Raw genomic sequence first — 16,157 nt, 5'->3', positions numbered from 1 at the left:
AAGCATGCAAGAAAGCGTGATGCAGCGCATGTGGAACAGTGCCTACCTATCCGGTAGTAACGCTGCCTATGTGGAAGAGCTTTACGAGCTCTACCTGCACGACCCTAACGCTGTGCCAGAAGAGTGGCGCACCTACTTCCAGAAGTTGCCTGCTGACGGCAACTCTGCCACCGATGTTTCGCACTCCACAATTCGCGATCATTTCGTCTTGCTGGCAAAGAACCAGCGCCGCGCCCAACCGGTTTCCGCCGGCAGCGTGAGCAGTGAGCACGAGAAGAAGCAAGTTGAAGTGCTGCGATTGATCCAGGCCTACCGTATGCGTGGCCACCAGGCAGCCCAGCTTGACCCGCTGGGGCTGTGGCAGCGTCCTGCACCTGCAGACCTGTCGATCAATCATTACGGCTTGACCAATGCCGATCTTGATACGACCTTCCGTGCCGGCGACCTGTTCATCGGCAAAGAGGAAGCGAGCCTACGCGAAATTCATGAAGCGTTGCAGCAGACATATTGCCGCACCATCGGCGCTGAATTCACGCATATCACCGATTCCGAGCAGCGCCAGTGGTTCCAGCAGCGTCTGGAAAGCGTGCGCGGTCGTCCGACGTACTCCGCCGACATCAAGAGCCACCTGCTCGAGCGCGTGACCGCCGGCGAAGGCCTGGAAAAATACCTGGGCACCAAATACCCGGGCACCAAGCGTTTCGGTCTGGAAGGCGGCGAGAGCCTGATTCCGATGCTTGACGAGCTGATCCAGCGTTCCGGTTCCTACGGCACCAAGGAAATCGTCATCGGCATGGCCCACCGTGGCCGTCTGAACGTGCTGGTCAACACCTTCGGCAAGAACCCGCGCGAGCTGTTCGACGAGTTCGAAGGCAAGAAGAAGGTCGAGCTGGGTTCCGGTGACGTGAAATACCACCAGGGCTTCTCGTCCAACGTGATGACCACCGGCGGTGAAGTTCACCTGGCCATGGCGTTCAACCCGTCCCACCTGGAAATCGTATCCCCGGTGGTCGAGGGTTCGGTTCGCGCCCGTCAGGATCGTCGTAACGACCCGACCGGCGAGAAGGTTCTGCCGATCTCCATCCACGGTGACGCTGCGTTCGCAGGTCAGGGCGTGGTCATGGAAACCTTCCAGATGTCGCAGACCCGCGGTTTCAAGACCGGCGGTACCGTGCACATCGTGATCAACAACCAGGTCGGTTTCACCATCAGCAACCCGCTGGACTCGCGCTCCACCGAGTACGCGACCGACGTTGCGAAAATGATCCAGGCGCCGATCCTCCATGTGAATGGTGATGATCCGGAAGCCGTACTGTTCGTGACCCAGCTGGCCATCGACTACCGCATGCAGTTCAAGCGTGACGTGGTGATCGACCTGGTCTGCTATCGTCGTCGCGGCCACAACGAGGCCGACGAGCCAAGCGGTACGCAGCCTCTGATGTATCAGCAGATCACCAAGCAGCGCACCACCCGTGAGCTGTATGCCGATCGTCTGACCCAGGGCGGTGTGCTGGATGCAGAGCGCGTTCAGGCGAAAGTCGACGACTATCGCAACGCGCTGGACAATGGTCTGCACGTAGTGAAAAGCCTGGTCAAAGAGCCGAACAAAGAGTTGTTCGTGGACTGGCGTCCTTATCTGGGCCACGCCTGGACTGCTCGTCACGACACTCGCTTCGACCTCAAGACCTTGCAGGAACTGTCCGCCAAGCTGCTGGAAATCCCGGAAGGCTTCGTGGTTCAGCGCCAGGTTGCCAAGATCTACGAAGACCGCCAGAAAATGCAAGCAGGCGGCCTGCCGATCAACTGGGGTTACGCCGAAACCATGGCGTACGCGACCCTGGCGTTCGAAGGTCACCCGATCCGCATGACCGGCCAGGACATCGGCCGCGGTACGTTCTCGCACCGCCATGCTGTCCTGCACAACCAGAAAGACGCGGGCACCTACATCCCGCTGCAGAACCTGTACGACGGTCAGCCGCGTTTTGACCTGTACGACTCGTTCCTGTCCGAAGAAGCGGTATTGGCGTTCGAGTACGGTTACTCGACCACCACGCCGAATGCCCTGGTTATCTGGGAAGCCCAGTTCGGCGACTTCGCCAACGGCGCCCAGGTGGTTATCGACCAGTTCATCACCAGTGGCGAGCACAAGTGGGGCCGTCTGTGCGGTCTGACCATGCTGCTGCCGCACGGTTATGAAGGTCAGGGGCCGGAGCACTCCTCGGCTCGTCTGGAGCGTTACCTGCAGCTGTGCGCCGAGCACAACATTCAGGTGTGCATGCCGACGACGCCGGCGCAGATCTACCACTTGCTGCGCCGTCAGGTGATCCGCCCGCTGCGCAAGCCATTGGTAGTCCTGACTCCGAAGTCGCTGCTGCGCCACAAGCTGGCCATCTCGACGCTGGAAGATCTGGCCGAAGGTTCGTTCCAGACCGTGATCCCGGAAATCGATGCCCAGGACCCGAAAAAGGTCGAGCGCGTTGTTCTGTGTAGCGGCAAGGTCTACTACGACCTGCTGGAAAAACGCCGTGCCGAAGGTCGTGACGACATCGCCATCGTGCGTATCGAGCAGCTGTACCCATTCCCTGAGGACGACTTGAAAGAAGTCCTGGCTCCTTACACCAACGCCAAGCATGCCGTCTGGTGTCAGGAAGAGCCGATGAACCAGGGTGCGTGGTACTGCAGCCAACACCACTTGCGTCGCAGCATCAGCACCCTCAACAAGTCTCTCGTACTCGAGTACGCGGGCCGTGAGGCTTCTGCTGCACCTGCATGTGGTTACGCATCGATGCACGCCGAACAGCAGGAAAAACTGCTGCAAGACGCCTTTACTGTTTAACGCCTTCGCGCACCTGAAACCGAATTTAAGGAACCACAGACAATGGCTATCGAGATCAAAGCCCCCACTTTCCCGGAATCGGTTGCCGATGGCACCGTTGCCACCTGGCACAAGCAACCGGGCGACGCGGTCAAGCGCGACGAACTGATCGTCGACATCGAAACCGACAAAGTCGTGCTGGAAGTGCTGGCTACCGCTGACGGCGTGCTGGGCGCAATCGTCAAGAACGAAGGCGACACCGTTCTGTCCGACGAAGTCCTCGGCTCCATCGTTGAGGGCGGCGCTGCTGCTGCCGCTCCGGCTGCCGCTGCTGCTCCGGCCGCTGCTGCCGCTGCTCCAGCTGCTGGCGCTGGCGCTGACGAAGACGCTATCGCCGCTCCAGCCGCTCGCAAGCTGGCTGAAGAAAACGGCATCAACCTGGCTTCCGTCAAAGGCACCGGCAAAGATGGCCGTGTAACCAAGGAAGACGTGGTTGCCGCTGTCGAAGCCAAGAAAGCCGCTCCTGCTGCCGCACCTGCCAAGGCTGCCGCTCCGGCTGCCGCTGCTCCTGTGTTCGCCGCTGGCGACCGCATCGAGAAGCGCGTTCCGATGACCCGCGTTCGCGCCACGGTGGCCAAGCGTCTGGTTGAAGCTCAGTCGAACATGGCGATGCTGACCACTTTCAACGAAGTCGACATGACCGAAGTCATGGCGCTGCGTTCGAAGTACAAGGACCTGTTCGAGAAGTCCCACAACGGCGTGCGCCTGGGCTTCATGTCGTTCTTCGTGAAAGCAGCCACCGAAGCGCTGAAACGCTTCCCGGCTGTCAACGCCTCGATCGACGGCGGCGACATCGTTTACCACGGCTACGCTGACGTCGGCGTTGCAGTTTCCAGCGATCGTGGCCTGGTTGTACCGGTCCTGCGTAACGCCGAACTGATGAGCCTGGCTGAGATCGAAGGCGGCATCGCCACCTTCGGCAAGAAAGCCCGCGACGGCAAACTGTCGATGGACGAAATGACCGGTGGTACCTTCACCATCACCAACGGCGGTACCTTCGGTTCGATGATGTCGACCCCGATCGTCAACCCGCCACAAGCAGCCATCCTGGGCATGCACAACATCATCCAGCGTCCTATGGCCATCAACGGTCAGGTCGTTATCCGTCCGATGATGTACCTGGCACTGTCCTACGATCACCGTCTGATCGATGGCAAAGAAGCTGTGACCTTTCTGGTGACCATCAAGAACCTGCTGGAAGATCCGGCTCGTCTGTTGCTGGATATCTGATAGAAGCAGCCATGAGCTGCAAGCCAGTCTGTCGGAAAACCCGCAGCCTGGCTTGCCGCTCGCGGCTTGAAGCTTTTCGCTAAAGAGGATTTTTTGAATGTCGCAGAAATTTGACGTAGTAGTGATCGGTGCGGGCCCTGGCGGTTACGTCGCTGCCATCAAGGCCGCGCAGTTGGGTCTTTCCACTGCCTGCATCGAGAAGTACACCGACAAGGAAGGCAAACTGGCTCTGGGCGGTACTTGCCTGAACGTCGGCTGCATTCCATCCAAGGCCCTGCTGGACAGCTCGTGGAAATTCCACGAAGCCCAGGACGGTTTCGCGATCCACGGTATCAATCACGCTGGCGTGACCATGGACGTGCCAGCGATGGTCGGCCGTAAAGCCAACATCGTCAAAGGCCTGACCTCCGGCGTTGCGACCCTGTTCAAAGCCAACGGTGTGACCTCCATTCAGGGTCACGGCAAGCTGCTGGCCGGCAAGAAAGTCGAAGTCACCAAGCCAGACGGCTCGGTTGAAATCATCGAAGCCGAAAACGTCATCCTGGCTCCGGGTTCGCGTCCGATCGACATTCCGCCAGCTCCGGTTGACCAGAATGTGATCGTCGACTCCACCGGCGCCCTGGAATTCCAATCCGTACCCAAGCGTCTGGGCGTGATCGGCGCTGGCGTGATCGGTCTGGAACTGGGTTCGGTCTGGTCGCGTCTGGGTGCAGAAGTGACTGTCCTGGAAGCCCTGGACACCTTCCTGATGGCAGCGGACACCGCTGTTTCCAAGGAAGCGCTGAAAACCCTGACCAAACAAGGTCTGGACATCAAGCTGGGCGCTCGCGTAACCGGTTCCAAAGTGAACGGCGACGAAGTCGTGGTGAACTACACCGATGCCAAGGGCGAACAGAACATCACTTTCGACAAGCTGATCGTAGCCGTTGGTCGCCGTCCGGTGACCACTGATCTGCTGGCTGCCGACTGCGGCGTGACCCTGGACGAGCGCGGTTTCGTGCACGTTGACGATCACTGCGCCACCACCGTACCGGGCGTCTACGCCATCGGCGACGTGGTTCGCGGCATGATGCTGGCGCACAAGGCCTCGGAAGAGGGCATCATGGTTGTCGAGCGCATCAAGGGCCACAAGGCCCAGATGAACTATGATCTTATTCCTTCGGTTATTTATACTCACCCGGAAATCGCATGGGTTGGTAAAACCGAGCAGGCCTTGAAAGCTGAAGGCGTTGAAGTTAACGTCGGCACCTTTCCGTTCGCAGCCTCTGGCCGTGCCATGGCTGCCAACGACACCGGTGGTTTCGTCAAGGTCATCGCAGATGCCAAGACAGACCGCGTTCTGGGCGTCCACGTGATTGGCCCAAGCGCCGCAGAACTGGTTCAGCAGGGCGCGATCGGTATGGAATTCGGCACCAGCGCTGAAGACCTGGGCATGATGGTTTTCTCCCATCCGACCCTGTCTGAAGCCTTGCACGAAGCTGCTTTGGCAGTGAATGGCGGCGCCATCCACATCGCCAACCGCAAGAAGCGTTAAAACATAATAAGAAACCACGGCGGTTTGGCCCGTCGTGAGCCTTGCATGCAAGACTCACCGCGGAATATCCGCTGGACGCAGTCTTGCATAGCTGCACCGGGTATCCGGAAAGGCTATGCAAGCAGCAGTCACAGGTGGTGCGGCACTTGAATGAGTGCAGCACCGAATGCGCAGTACCTAACGAAGACGGTAATAAGCATGAATCTTCACGAGTATCAGGGTAAGCAGCTGTTCGCTGAGTACGGCCTGCCAGTTTCCACCGGTTACGCGGTAGACACCCCGGAAGCAGCAGCAGAAGCTTGCGACAAGATCGGCGGCAGCGAGTGGGTTGTCAAAGCCCAGGTCCACGCCGGTGGTCGCGGTAAAGCGGGCGGCGTCAAGCTGGTTCGCAACAAAGAAGACGCCAAAGCCTTCGCACAGCAGTGGCTGGGCAAGCGTCTGGTGACTTACCAGACTGACGCCAATGGTCAGCCAGTCACCAAGATCCTGGTTGAATCGTGCACTGATATCGCTAAAGAGCTGTACCTGGGCGCTGTCGTTGACCGTTCGAGCCGTCGTATCGTGTTCATGGCTTCCACCGAAGGTGGCGTGGATATCGAGAAAATCGCTCACGACACTCCAGAAAAAATTCTGAAAGCCACTATCGACCCACTGGTTGGCGCTCAGCCATTCCAGGGTCGCGAGCTGGCATTCCAGCTGGGTCTGGAAGGCAAGCAAGTTGCCCAGTTCGCCAAGATCTTCGTAGGTCTGGCCAAACTGTTCCAGGATCACGATCTGGCCCTGCTGGAAGTGAACCCGCTGGTGATCAAGGCTGACGGCGATCTGCACTGCCTGGACGCCAAGATCAACATCGACGCCAACGCCATGTACCGTCAGCCTAAGCTGAAGACTTTCCACGATCCGTCGCAAGACGATCCGCGCGAAGCGCACGCTGCCAAGTTCGAACTGAACTACGTAGCACTGGAAGGCAACATCGGTTGCATGGTCAACGGTGCTGGCCTGGCCATGGGTACCATGGACATCGTCAACCTGCATGGCGGCAAGCCAGCCAACTTCCTCGACGTGGGCGGCGGCGCTACCAAGGAACGCGTTACCGAAGCGTTCAAGATCATCCTGTCCGACACTAACGTCGCTGCAGTACTGGTCAACATCTTCGGCGGCATCGTTCGTTGCGACATGATTGCCGAAGGCATCATTGGTGCAGTGAAAGAAGTCGGCGTGAAAATCCCGGTTGTTGTTCGCCTTGAAGGCAACAACGCTGAGCTGGGCGCTAAAGTACTGGCAGAAAGCGGTTTGAACATCATCGCTGCTACCAGCCTGACCGACGCTGCTCAACAAGTTGTCAAAGCTGCGGAGGGCAAATAATGAGCGTCCTGATCAATAAAGACACCAAAGTTATCTGCCAGGGTATTACCGGTTCGCAAGGTAGTTTCCACACCCAGCAAGCCATCGAGTACGGCACCAAGATGGTTGGTGGTGTAACTCCAGGCAAAGGCGGCACCGAGCACCTGGGCCTGCCAGTGTTCAACACCGTGAAAGACGCTGTAGCTGCCACTGGCGCCACCGCCAGCGTGATCTACGTTCCGGCTCCTTTCTGCAAAGACTCGATCCTGGAAGCTGCCTTCGGCGGCATCAAGCTGATCGTGTGCATCACCGAAGGCATTCCTACCCTGGACATGCTGGACGCTAAAGTTAAGTGCGACGAGCTGGGTGTTACCCTGATCGGCCCTAACTGCCCAGGCGTGATCACTCCAGGCGAATGCAAGATCGGCATCATGCCAGGTCACATTCACTTGCCAGGCAAGGTCGGTATCGTTTCCCGTTCCGGCACCCTGACCTACGAAGCTGTGAAGCAGACTACTGACGCCGGTTTCGGTCAGTCGACTTGCGTCGGCATCGGTGGTGACCCGATCCCGGGTTCGAACTTCATCGACATCCTGAAGCTGTTCCAGGAAGACCCGAAGACCGAAGCGATCGTGATGATCGGTGAGATCGGCGGTTCGGCTGAAGAAGAAGCGGCTGCCTACATCAAGGCACACGTGACCAAGCCGGTTGTTTCCTACATCGCTGGTGTGACTGCTCCTCCGGGCAAGCGCATGGGCCATGCTGGCGCAATCATCTCTGGCGGCAAAGGCACTGCAGACGAGAAATTCGCTGCTCTGCAAGACGCAGGCGTGAAAACCGTGCGTTCGCTGGCAGACATCGGCAAGGCCCTGGCCGAGCTGACTGGTTGGGCTGTCAAGTAAGCCTCATGCTTGGCTGACGCTTTACCAAACAAAGGCCACCTTCGGGTGGCCTTTGTCGTTTTTGGGGGGTTGTGTTGCCGCCATCGCGAGCAGGCTCGCTCCCACAGAAGTACGCATTCCCATGTGGGAGCGAGCCTGCTCGCGAAGACGGACTTACAGGCGCAAACCATTTACATGCGAAAATGCGACACGCAAATGTCGCGTATCGGAATGTTCGCCCTCTAACAGTGCGTTTGTCGGCCAAATTCGTTAGGCTACGCGCCATTTTTGCGTCCGCGGCCCACAAGGCGGCAACGCGCTAAAAGGGTTGGTCTTATACGGACTGACAGCATTTCCCTCACCCATAGGGAAATCCCTCTCTAAATTCCGATTCAGTAGTGTGGTATTTCCTTAATGAAAGTGTTGAAAGGCCAGGACATCCTGGCACTTGGTTTTATGACGTTTGCCCTGTTCGTCGGGGCTGGCAACATCATCTTCCCGCCTATCGTCGGTTTGCAGTCCGGACCTAATGTCTGGATGGCGGCGCTGGGCTTCCTGGTCACGGCGGTCGGTCTGCCGGTGATCACCGTTGTGGCCCTGGCCAAGGTCGGTGGCGCAATGGATGCGTTGAGCAGCCCGATCGGTAAAGTCGCCGGCGGCCTGTTGGCGGCAGCGTGCTACCTGGCCGTGGGCCCGCTGTTCGCCACGCCACGTACCGCGACGGTATCGTTCGAAGTGGGCCTGGCGCCGCTGACCGGCGAGAGCCCGCTGGCGTTGTTCCTGTACAGCTCGGTCTACTTCCTGCTGGTGTTCTTCATTTCGCTGTATCCGGGCCGTTTGCTGGATACCGTAGGGCGCTTCCTCGCTCCGCTGAAGATCATCGCCCTGGCGGTGCTGGGCATTGCCGCATTCGCCCTGCCGGCCGGTGACATCGGCCAGGCGACGCCGGAATACGTGGCGGCACCGTTCTCCCAAGGCTTCATCAATGGTTACCTGACCATGGATACCCTGGGCGCCCTGGTGTTCGGCATCGTCATCGTCAACGCCATCCGTTCCCGTGGCGTCGAGTCGCCAGCACTGATCACCCGCTATGCGATCATTGCCGGCCTGATTGCCGGTGTGGGCCTGGCGCTGGTGTATGTCAGCCTGTTCCGTCTTGGTTCGGGCAGCCATGAAGTGGCCGCAGGCGCGACCAACGGCGCGGCGGTACTGCACGCTTACGTGCAGCACACCTTCGGTTCGCTGGGCAGTGGTTTCCTCGCCGTGTTGATTTCCCTGGCGTGCCTGGTGACTGCAGTCGGCCTGACCTGTGCCTGCGCCGAGTACTTCAGCCGGGTGTTGCCACTGTCCTACAAGACGCTGGTCATCATCCTGGCTGCATTCTCCCTGCTGGTGTCCAACCTGGGCCTGACCAAGCTGATTGCGTTCTCGATCCCGGTGCTGACCGCGATCTACCCGCCGTGCATCGCCCTGGTGGCCCTGAGCTTCTGCAAGGACTTCTGGCACGAGCAGGGGCGCATTGTCGGCCCGGTCATGCTGGTATCGTTCATCTTTGGTCTGATCGACGCCCTGAAGGGTGCAGGTCTGGCGGACTGGATGCCGACTCAGATGTCCCACTTGCCGCTCAGTGAGCAAGGCCTGGCGTGGCTGGTGCCGTCGGTAATGACTCTGGTGGTCGCCGTGGTTTGCGATCGCCTGCTGGGCAAGCGCGCCGAAGCCTTGGCTTAAGTCGCTTCACGGCCCGCCACAAGCGGGTTTCGAGCAGAAACGGAAATGCCCCGTATCAATCGATACGGGGCATTTTTTTATCCGGGGATGCGGTGCCTTTTTCATTGAGCTAACGTCGAAAGACTGCCAAGACCTGATGTGGGAGCGAGCCTGCTCGCGAAGGCGTCGTTACATTCAACGTAAATGTTGATTGATCTGCCGCTTTCGCGAGCAGGCTCGCTCCCACAGGATTTCAGTGTTCCATGACTACTTCACAAGGACCTGCATGTCGTTCATCCAAGCCAACCTGATCCACATTCTTGCCGCCGTCTGGTTCGTTACCTGCTGGGGCGGGTACACCCGCTATGCCACCTGGAAAGGCCGTGACACTGCGTGCCTGGCCAGTGTGCTGCACCTTTATCGTGAGGACTGGATGCGCCGCATGCTGCTGCGTGACAACCGCATCGCCGATGCCAGCGTGATCGGCAATCTGGAGCGCAATGCTTCGTTCTTCGCCTCCAGTACGCTGATTATCCTGGCCGGTATTCTCACCGTGTTGGGGGCTTCGGAGCGGGCGGTATCGTTGCTGGCGGATATCCCGATGGTGCAACAGGCGTCCCAAGGCATGTCGGAAATCAAGTTGCTGTGCTTGGCGCTGGTGTTTGTCTATGCGTTCTTCACGTTCAGTTGGTGCATGCGTCAGTACAACTTCGCGGCCGTCCTGGTTGGCTCGGCCCCCATGGTCGGTGAGCGCCATGTTTCCGAGCAGGAACGCAAAGCCTTCGCTGCAAGAGCGGCTCGTGTCATTTCCATGGCCGCCAACCAGTTCAACTTCGGGCTGCGTTCCTACTACTTCGGCATGACCATGCTGGCCTGGTTTGTCAGCCCATGGTTATTCATGTTGATGAGTGCCGGTGTCGTGTTTGTGTTGTACCGCCGCGAGTTTCATTCCGACGTTCTCGACGTGATGGTCTATACACCTACAGAGGCGCCGTTGCCGGAGGTAATCAAAGAGGCTGCTTGATGAGTATTCCATTGTGGTGCGTGTTTATCAGTGCAGTGTTGATCTACCTGGCACGCATCCCCGTTACCAGCGCCATGAAAGAGCAGGGCGGCTACGATAACCACCTGCCGCGCCAACAGCAGATGCAACTCACAGGCCTGGGTGCCAGGGCGGTGGCGGCGCATCAGAATAGTTTCGAAGCGTTCATGTTGTTCGCGGTGGGGGTGTTGATGGCGCATACCACGCAGACGACGGGATGGCTGATCGACTGTCTGGCGATCATCTTTGTGGTCTCGCGGGTTACTTACCTGGTGTGTTACTGGAAGGACCTGGCCTGGCAACGCAGTCTGGTTTGGCTGGTGGGATTAATCTGTTCGCTGTTGCTGATGATTAGTCCGACTTTTCGAACGATTTTGCTCTAACCGCTTTTTTCAAGACAAAAGAAAACCCGCACTTGGCGAGTTTTCTTTTGTCACGCTAAAAACCGGATTAGTTCTTAGGGGCTTCCGGAGCGGCCGGAGCGGCTGGAGCGACCGGAGCAGCCGGAGCAGCCTCTTTCGCCGCGTCGTTCATTTTTTGCTGGGCTTGCTCAGCATTTTGGTTAGCATCTTGAGCTTTGTCCTCGGTTTTTTTGCCGCAGGCAGCGAGACCGAGGGAAGCGGTCAACATCAAGGCAATAGCTAAAGTCTTACGCATGGGGTGTTTCTCCTGATGAAAAGCATCTACTGGCCTTAAGAGCCCACGCATCAGGGTTAAGTTCCTTAATTCTTTCAGATATATAAGTTTGCTCTAGTGCGGAACTTTTACCCGAACCTCCACCGCACTCTACGAACATCAACAAGAGTTTTAATAAAATGGCTGAAAACCCCGTTTTTGAGCGTGCGATGCGCTTTTTGTCGGCGCTGCGGCATTGTCAGGTACTTGGACTAAGCGTTCACAGCGCCAGCAGCGAGGGGCTGACGATTGTGCTGCCGTACAGCCCGCAAATCGTCGGCAATCCCGAAACCGGCGTGATTCATGGCGGGGCACTGACTTCACTGATGGACACGGCCTGTGGCATGGCGACACTCTGCGTGCTCCCGGAATTCGAAGTCTGCCCGACCCTCGACCTGCGCATCGACTACATGCATGCCGCCGAGCCGCATAAGAATGTCTACGGCTTTGCCCAGTGCTATCGGGTTACCACCGACGTGATTTTTGCCCGTGGCTTCGCCTATCAGGATGACCCCGGGCAACCCATTGCCCATGTGGTAGGCACTTTCATGCGCATGGGCAAGGGCATCAAGGGTACCAAGGGCTTCGGTGGCGCGGTTGCCGGAGGTGCGCAATGAGCGAGTCTCTGAAGGACCAATTGCAAAAGGCCCACGAGCAGGGCAATTACGCCTCGCTGCTGGATCTGATTCCTTATGCCCGGCTGATCGGCGTCGAATGCTCAAGGGTGGGAGATGAGTTGCTGTTCAAGCTGCCAGCGAACAAGGACAACATTGGTAACCCTTTGTTGCCGGCGATTCACGGCGGTGTGATCGCCGGTTTCATGGAATTGGCCGCGGCACTTCACCTGCTGGTGTTTACCGGAACGCCCGGGGTGCCGAAGATCATCGACTTCTCCCTCGATTACCTGCGTGCCGGGCAGTTTCGCGATACCTGGGCCCGATGCCAGGTTTGCCGCCAGGGTCGTCGGGTTGCCAACGTGGCGATTACCGCCTGGCAAAGCACCGAGGCTGAACCCATTGCCACGGCGCGCGCACATTTCAAACTCGAGGAGCCCTTGAAATCCTGAACTCAGCCCCCAACTCTGAGGACAACCCGCCGCCGACCCTCAAGGTCGCGGCTTATGCCATCTGATTGGAGTTTGATGACCATGAGTGTGGAAACTCAAAAGGAAACCCTGGGCTTCCAGACCGAGGTAAAGCAGCTGCTGCACCTCATGATCCATTCGCTGTATTCCAACAAGGAAATTTTCCTTCGCGAATTGATCTCGAACGCCTCTGACGCTGTCGACAAATTACGTTTCGAAGCCCTGGCCAAGCCAGAGCTGCTGGAAGGTGGCGCCGAACTGAAAATCCGCGTGAGCTTCGACAAGGACGCTAAAACCGTCACTCTCGAAGACAACGGTATCGGCATGAGCCGCGAAGATGCGATCACCCACCTGGGCACCATCGCCAAGTCCGGCACCGCCGACTTCATGAAGCACCTGACCGGCGACCAGAAGAAAGATTCGCACCTGATCGGCCAGTTCGGTGTCGGTTTCTACTCCGCCTTCATCGTCGCCGACAAAGTCGATGTGTACAGCCGTCGTGCCGGCAGCGCTGCCAGCGAAGGCGTGCACTGGTCGTCCAAGGGCGAAGGTGACTTCGAAGTCGCAACCATCGACAAGGCCGAACGCGGTACCCGTATCGTCCTGCACCTGAAATCTGGTGAAGACGAGTTCGCCGATGGCTGGCGCCTGCGCAACATCATCAAGAAGTACTCCGACCACATCGCCTTGCCGATCGAACTGCCGAAAGAAGTGGCCGCTGCCGAAGGCGAAGAGAAGCCGGCCGTCGAGTGGGAAACCGTCAACCGCGCCAGCGCCCTGTGGACCCGTCCGCGTACCGAGATCAAGGACGAGGAATACCAGGAGTTCTACAAGCACATCGCCCACGATTTCGAAAACCCGCTGAGCTGGAGCCACAACAAGGTCGAAGGCAAGCTGGAGTACAGCTCGCTGCTGTACGTGCCGAGCCGTGCACCCTTTGACCTGTACCAGCGCGAAGCGCCGAAGGGCCTGAAACTGTACGTGCAGCGCGTGTTCGTCATGGATCAGGCCGAGTCCTTCCTGCCACTGTACCTGCGCTTCATCAAGGGCGTGGTCGACTCCAACGACCTGTCGCTGAACGTGTCGCGGGAAATCCTGCAGAAAGACCCGATCATCGATTCGATGAAGTCGGCGCTGACCAAGCGTGTTCTGGACATGCTGGAAAAACTGGCGAAGAACGAGCCGGAGCAATACAAGGGCTTCTGGAAAAACTTCGGTCAGGTCATGAAAGAAGGCCCGGCAGAAGATTTCGCCAACAAGGAAAAAATCGCCGGTCTGCTGCGTTTCGCATCGACCAGTGGCGACGATGGCGAACAGGTTGTCGGCTTGGCCGAGTACCTGGCGCGCGCCAAGGAAGGTCAGGACAAGATCTACTACCTGACCGGCGAAACCTACGCGCAGGTCAAGAACAGCCCGCACCTGGAAGTCTTCCGCAAGAAAGGCATCGAAGTGCTGCTGTTGACCGACCGCATCGACGAGTGGCTGATGAGCTACCTCAGCGACTTCGACGGCAAGAGCTTCGTCGACGTGGCGCGCGGTGACCTGGACCTGGGCAACCTGGACTCGGAAGAGGACAAGAAAGCTGCGGAAGAAGTCGCCAAGGCGAAGGAAGGTCTGGTCGAGCGTCTGAAGACTGCATTGGGCGAGTCCGTTGCGGAAGTACGGGTTTCCCACCGTCTGACAGACTCCCCGGCGATCCTGGCCATCGGCGAACAGGACCTGGGCCTGCAGATGCGTCAGATCCTCGAAGCCAGTGGCCAGAAAGTGCCGGATTCGAAGCCGATCTTCGAATTCAACCCGGCTCACCCGCTGATCGAGAAACTCGACAACGAGCAGAGCGACGAGCGCTTCGGCGATCTGTCGCACATCCTCTTCGATCAGGCCGCCCTGGCGGCCGGTGACAGCTTGAAAGATCCGGCGGCTTATGTGCGTCGCCTGAACAAGCTGTTGGTCGAGCTATCGGCTTAACTGCGTTGTATAAAAACCCGCTTCGGCGGGTTTTTTCATTCTGGTGTTCAAAAATCAGGAGTCAGAAATGAGCCAAATCACTGTACGTTCCGTTGCTTATCAGATCGATGGCCAAACCTACGAAAGCCGCCTGGCCTTCGACGCTGACCACAAAGGTCCGCGCCCGGGTCTATTGATGGCGCCGAACTGGATGGGTGTCGGCGCCGGTGCCGAAGAGATCGCCAAATCGGTGGCGGCCAAGGGCTACGTGGTGCTGATTGCGGACCTCTACGGCCAGGCGGTTCGTCCAACGAACAACGATGAGGCGGGCGCGGCGATGATGCCGCTGAAGAACGACCGGGCATTGCTGCGCAAGCGGATGCAGGCAGCGTTCGAGCAACTGCAAAAGCAGGGCGAGGCGGCGGTCGATACGTCGAAACTGGCGACCTACGGTTTCTGCTTCGGCGGTTGCTGCGCTCTGGAGTTTGCCCGTACCGGCGCGCCGGTGAAGGCGGCTGTGTCGTTCCACGGCACCCTCGATACTCCGGACGTCAACGATGCGAAAAACATCAAGGGCAAGGTGCTGGTGCTGCACGGTGCCTCCGATCCGTTGGTGCCGAAGGAGCAGTTGCCAGCGTTCGAGGATGAAATGAACGCAGCCGGTGTGGACTGGCAATTGCTGAGCTACGGTGGTGCGTTCCACTCCTTCACCGACCCGCACGCCAAGGTGCCGGGCATGATGATGTATGACGCGAAGATCGCCGCGCGGGCGTTCACGTCGATGCATAACCTGCTGGATGAAGTGTTCAAGGGTTGATTCAATTTTAGGCACTGAGTGAATCGGTGCCTGACAAGGCCTCTTCGCGAGCAGGCTCGCTCCCACAGTGGAATGCATATCCCTGTGGGAGCGAGCCTGCTCGCGAAGACGGTGTAACTGGCGGAAAAGATTCTAAGGCAATTCGATCCGCTCAACTTCCCCCGGTACTGTCGGCCAATCCCCGGCCGCCCAGCGCCGGCGCGCTTCATCGATAGCCGCCGGATCGCTCGCGACAAAATTCCAGTTGATCCGCCGTGGCCCGTCCAGTGGCGCTCCGCCAAACAGCACGGCATGACAGTCGCTTTCAGCAAACAGCGTCATCTCTTCCCCGGCCGGCAGCACCACTAGCGTGTAGGGCTCCAGCAGTTCGCCCTCCAGTTGCACCTCGCCGCTCAACACATACAGCGCACGTTCTTCATGCTCGGTGGGGATCAGCAGCGTTGTCGCCGTTTGCAGGTGCAGTTCCGCGTACAGCGTAGGAGAAAGCACCGGTACCGGCGATTCCAGGCAAAAGCCTGACCCGGCGATCATGCGAATCTTCACCCCCAGGTTTTCGCTGACCGGCAATGTGGACGCCGGATGGTGGCTGTAATGCCCTGGGCCCTGTTCTTTGTCCTTGGGCGAAGCCAGCCAGATCTGCAAGCCGTGCATCGTGAAGCCACTTTCTTTCAGGGGCTCTGGTGTGCGTTCGACGTGGGCGATGGCGCTGCCGGCCGTCATCCAGCTGACATCGCCGGTATCGACAACCTGATCGGAACCGAGGCTGTCCTTGTGCTGGATTTGCCCCTGGAACAAATAGGTGAGGGTGGACAGGCCAATGTGCGGATGCTGGCGGATGTTCATGCCTTTGCCCGGCGGATAGCGGGTTTCCAGCATGTGATCAAAAAACACGAATGGTCCGACGCTGCGGCACTTGGCGGATGGCAACGGGCGGAGGATCGGCTGGCCTTCGACATCTTCGGTGCGGGGGCGGATCACGAGCGGAGTGTTCATGGTGCGTTCCAGGCTGAGCGGGTGATGC

General features: G+C 58.7%; 14 protein-coding genes. 12 read left to right on the top strand and 2 right to left on the bottom strand.

The window, feature by feature from the left end; genetic code table 11:
- The first annotated feature begins 4 nt into the window (after positions 1–4).
- The 8 genes from ACEN8E_RS21445 to ACEN8E_RS21410 all read left to right on the top strand — a co-directional run bounded on the left by ACEN8E_RS21445 (position 5) and on the right by ACEN8E_RS21410 (position 10,996).
- Positions 5–2,836 (top strand): 2-oxoglutarate dehydrogenase E1 component, encoded by a 2,832-nt coding sequence (locus ACEN8E_RS21445; RefSeq protein ID WP_495589764.1) that lies wholly within the window; start codon positions 5–7, stop codon positions 2,834–2,836.
- Positions 2,837–2,878: 42 nt separating this feature from the next.
- Positions 2,879–4,105 carry a 2-oxoglutarate dehydrogenase complex dihydrolipoyllysine-residue succinyltransferase gene (gene odhB / locus ACEN8E_RS21440; RefSeq protein WP_495589763.1) on the top strand — a complete coding sequence of 409 codons (1,227 nt, stop codon included), beginning with the start codon at positions 2,879–2,881 and terminating at the stop codon, positions 4,103–4,105.
- A gap of 97 nt (positions 4,106–4,202) precedes the next feature.
- On the top strand, positions 4,203–5,639 hold the full coding sequence (gene lpdA / locus ACEN8E_RS21435; RefSeq protein WP_007998079.1) for a dihydrolipoyl dehydrogenase: 1,437 nt from the start codon (positions 4,203–4,205) through the stop codon (positions 5,637–5,639).
- A 198-nt stretch (positions 5,640–5,837) separates the two neighbouring features.
- On the top strand, positions 5,838–7,004 hold the full coding sequence (gene sucC, locus ACEN8E_RS21430; RefSeq protein WP_003223015.1) for an ADP-forming succinate--CoA ligase subunit beta: 1,167 nt from the start codon (positions 5,838–5,840) through the stop codon (positions 7,002–7,004).
- Positions 7,004–7,885, top strand: coding sequence for a succinate--CoA ligase subunit alpha (gene sucD, locus ACEN8E_RS21425; protein WP_003223019.1), 882 nt, complete (start codon positions 7,004–7,006; stop codon positions 7,883–7,885). Before sucC ends, sucD begins: the two co-directional genes overlap by 1 nt.
- A gap of 393 nt (positions 7,886–8,278) precedes the next feature.
- Entirely contained in the window at positions 8,279–9,592 is a 1,314-nt protein-coding gene (gene brnQ, locus ACEN8E_RS21420) for a branched-chain amino acid transport system II carrier protein (RefSeq protein ID WP_429373140.1), read from the top strand.
- A gap of 265 nt (positions 9,593–9,857) precedes the next feature.
- Positions 9,858–10,595: a DUF599 domain-containing protein gene (locus ACEN8E_RS21415; protein ID WP_495589762.1), complete on the top strand. Its 738-nt coding sequence runs from the start codon at positions 9,858–9,860 to the stop codon at positions 10,593–10,595.
- A complete protein-coding gene (locus tag ACEN8E_RS21410; RefSeq protein ID WP_495589761.1) occupies positions 10,595–10,996 on the top strand; it encodes an MAPEG family protein in 402 nt (133 codons plus the stop codon). Before ACEN8E_RS21415 ends, ACEN8E_RS21410 begins: the two co-directional genes overlap by 1 nt.
- 67 nt (positions 10,997–11,063) lie before the next feature.
- On the opposite strand, the gene ACEN8E_RS21405 is transcribed toward ACEN8E_RS21410, so the two are convergent.
- Complete coding sequence (locus tag ACEN8E_RS21405) at positions 11,064–11,270, bottom strand: hypothetical protein (protein ID WP_495589760.1); 207 nt, start codon at positions 11,268–11,270, stop codon at positions 11,064–11,066.
- Between the two features lie 158 nt (positions 11,271–11,428).
- Here ACEN8E_RS21405 and ACEN8E_RS21400 point away from each other — a divergent pair, with 158 nt between their 5' ends.
- The 4 genes from ACEN8E_RS21400 to ACEN8E_RS21385 all read left to right on the top strand — a co-directional run bounded on the left by ACEN8E_RS21400 (position 11,429) and on the right by ACEN8E_RS21385 (position 15,136).
- Positions 11,429–11,905: a PaaI family thioesterase gene (locus tag ACEN8E_RS21400; RefSeq protein ID WP_495589759.1), complete on the top strand. Its 477-nt coding sequence runs from the start codon at positions 11,429–11,431 to the stop codon at positions 11,903–11,905.
- A complete protein-coding gene (locus ACEN8E_RS21395) occupies positions 11,902–12,354 on the top strand; it encodes a PaaI family thioesterase (RefSeq protein ID WP_495589758.1) in 453 nt (150 codons plus the stop codon). The genes ACEN8E_RS21400 and ACEN8E_RS21395 overlap by 4 nt, the downstream gene beginning before the upstream one ends.
- A gap of 81 nt (positions 12,355–12,435) precedes the next feature.
- Positions 12,436–14,340, top strand: coding sequence for a molecular chaperone HtpG (htpG, locus tag ACEN8E_RS21390; RefSeq protein WP_495589757.1), 1,905 nt, complete (start codon positions 12,436–12,438; stop codon positions 14,338–14,340).
- 67 nt (positions 14,341–14,407) lie between these two features.
- Complete coding sequence (locus ACEN8E_RS21385) at positions 14,408–15,136, top strand: dienelactone hydrolase family protein (protein WP_495589756.1); 729 nt, start codon at positions 14,408–14,410, stop codon at positions 15,134–15,136.
- Between the two features lie 132 nt (positions 15,137–15,268).
- Here the strand turns inward: ACEN8E_RS21385 and ACEN8E_RS21380 are convergent, their stop codons facing one another.
- Positions 15,269–16,129 (bottom strand): pirin family protein, encoded by an 861-nt coding sequence (locus tag ACEN8E_RS21380; protein WP_495589755.1) that lies wholly within the window; start codon positions 16,127–16,129, stop codon positions 15,269–15,271.
- Between the last annotated feature and the right edge of the window lie 28 nt (positions 16,130–16,157).

It is taken from the genome of Pseudomonas sp. Pseusp9 (genome assembly GCF_059491265.1).
The sequence above is the reverse complement of the archived record's forward strand: the minus strand, read 5'-3'. Positions and strand labels throughout refer to the sequence as shown.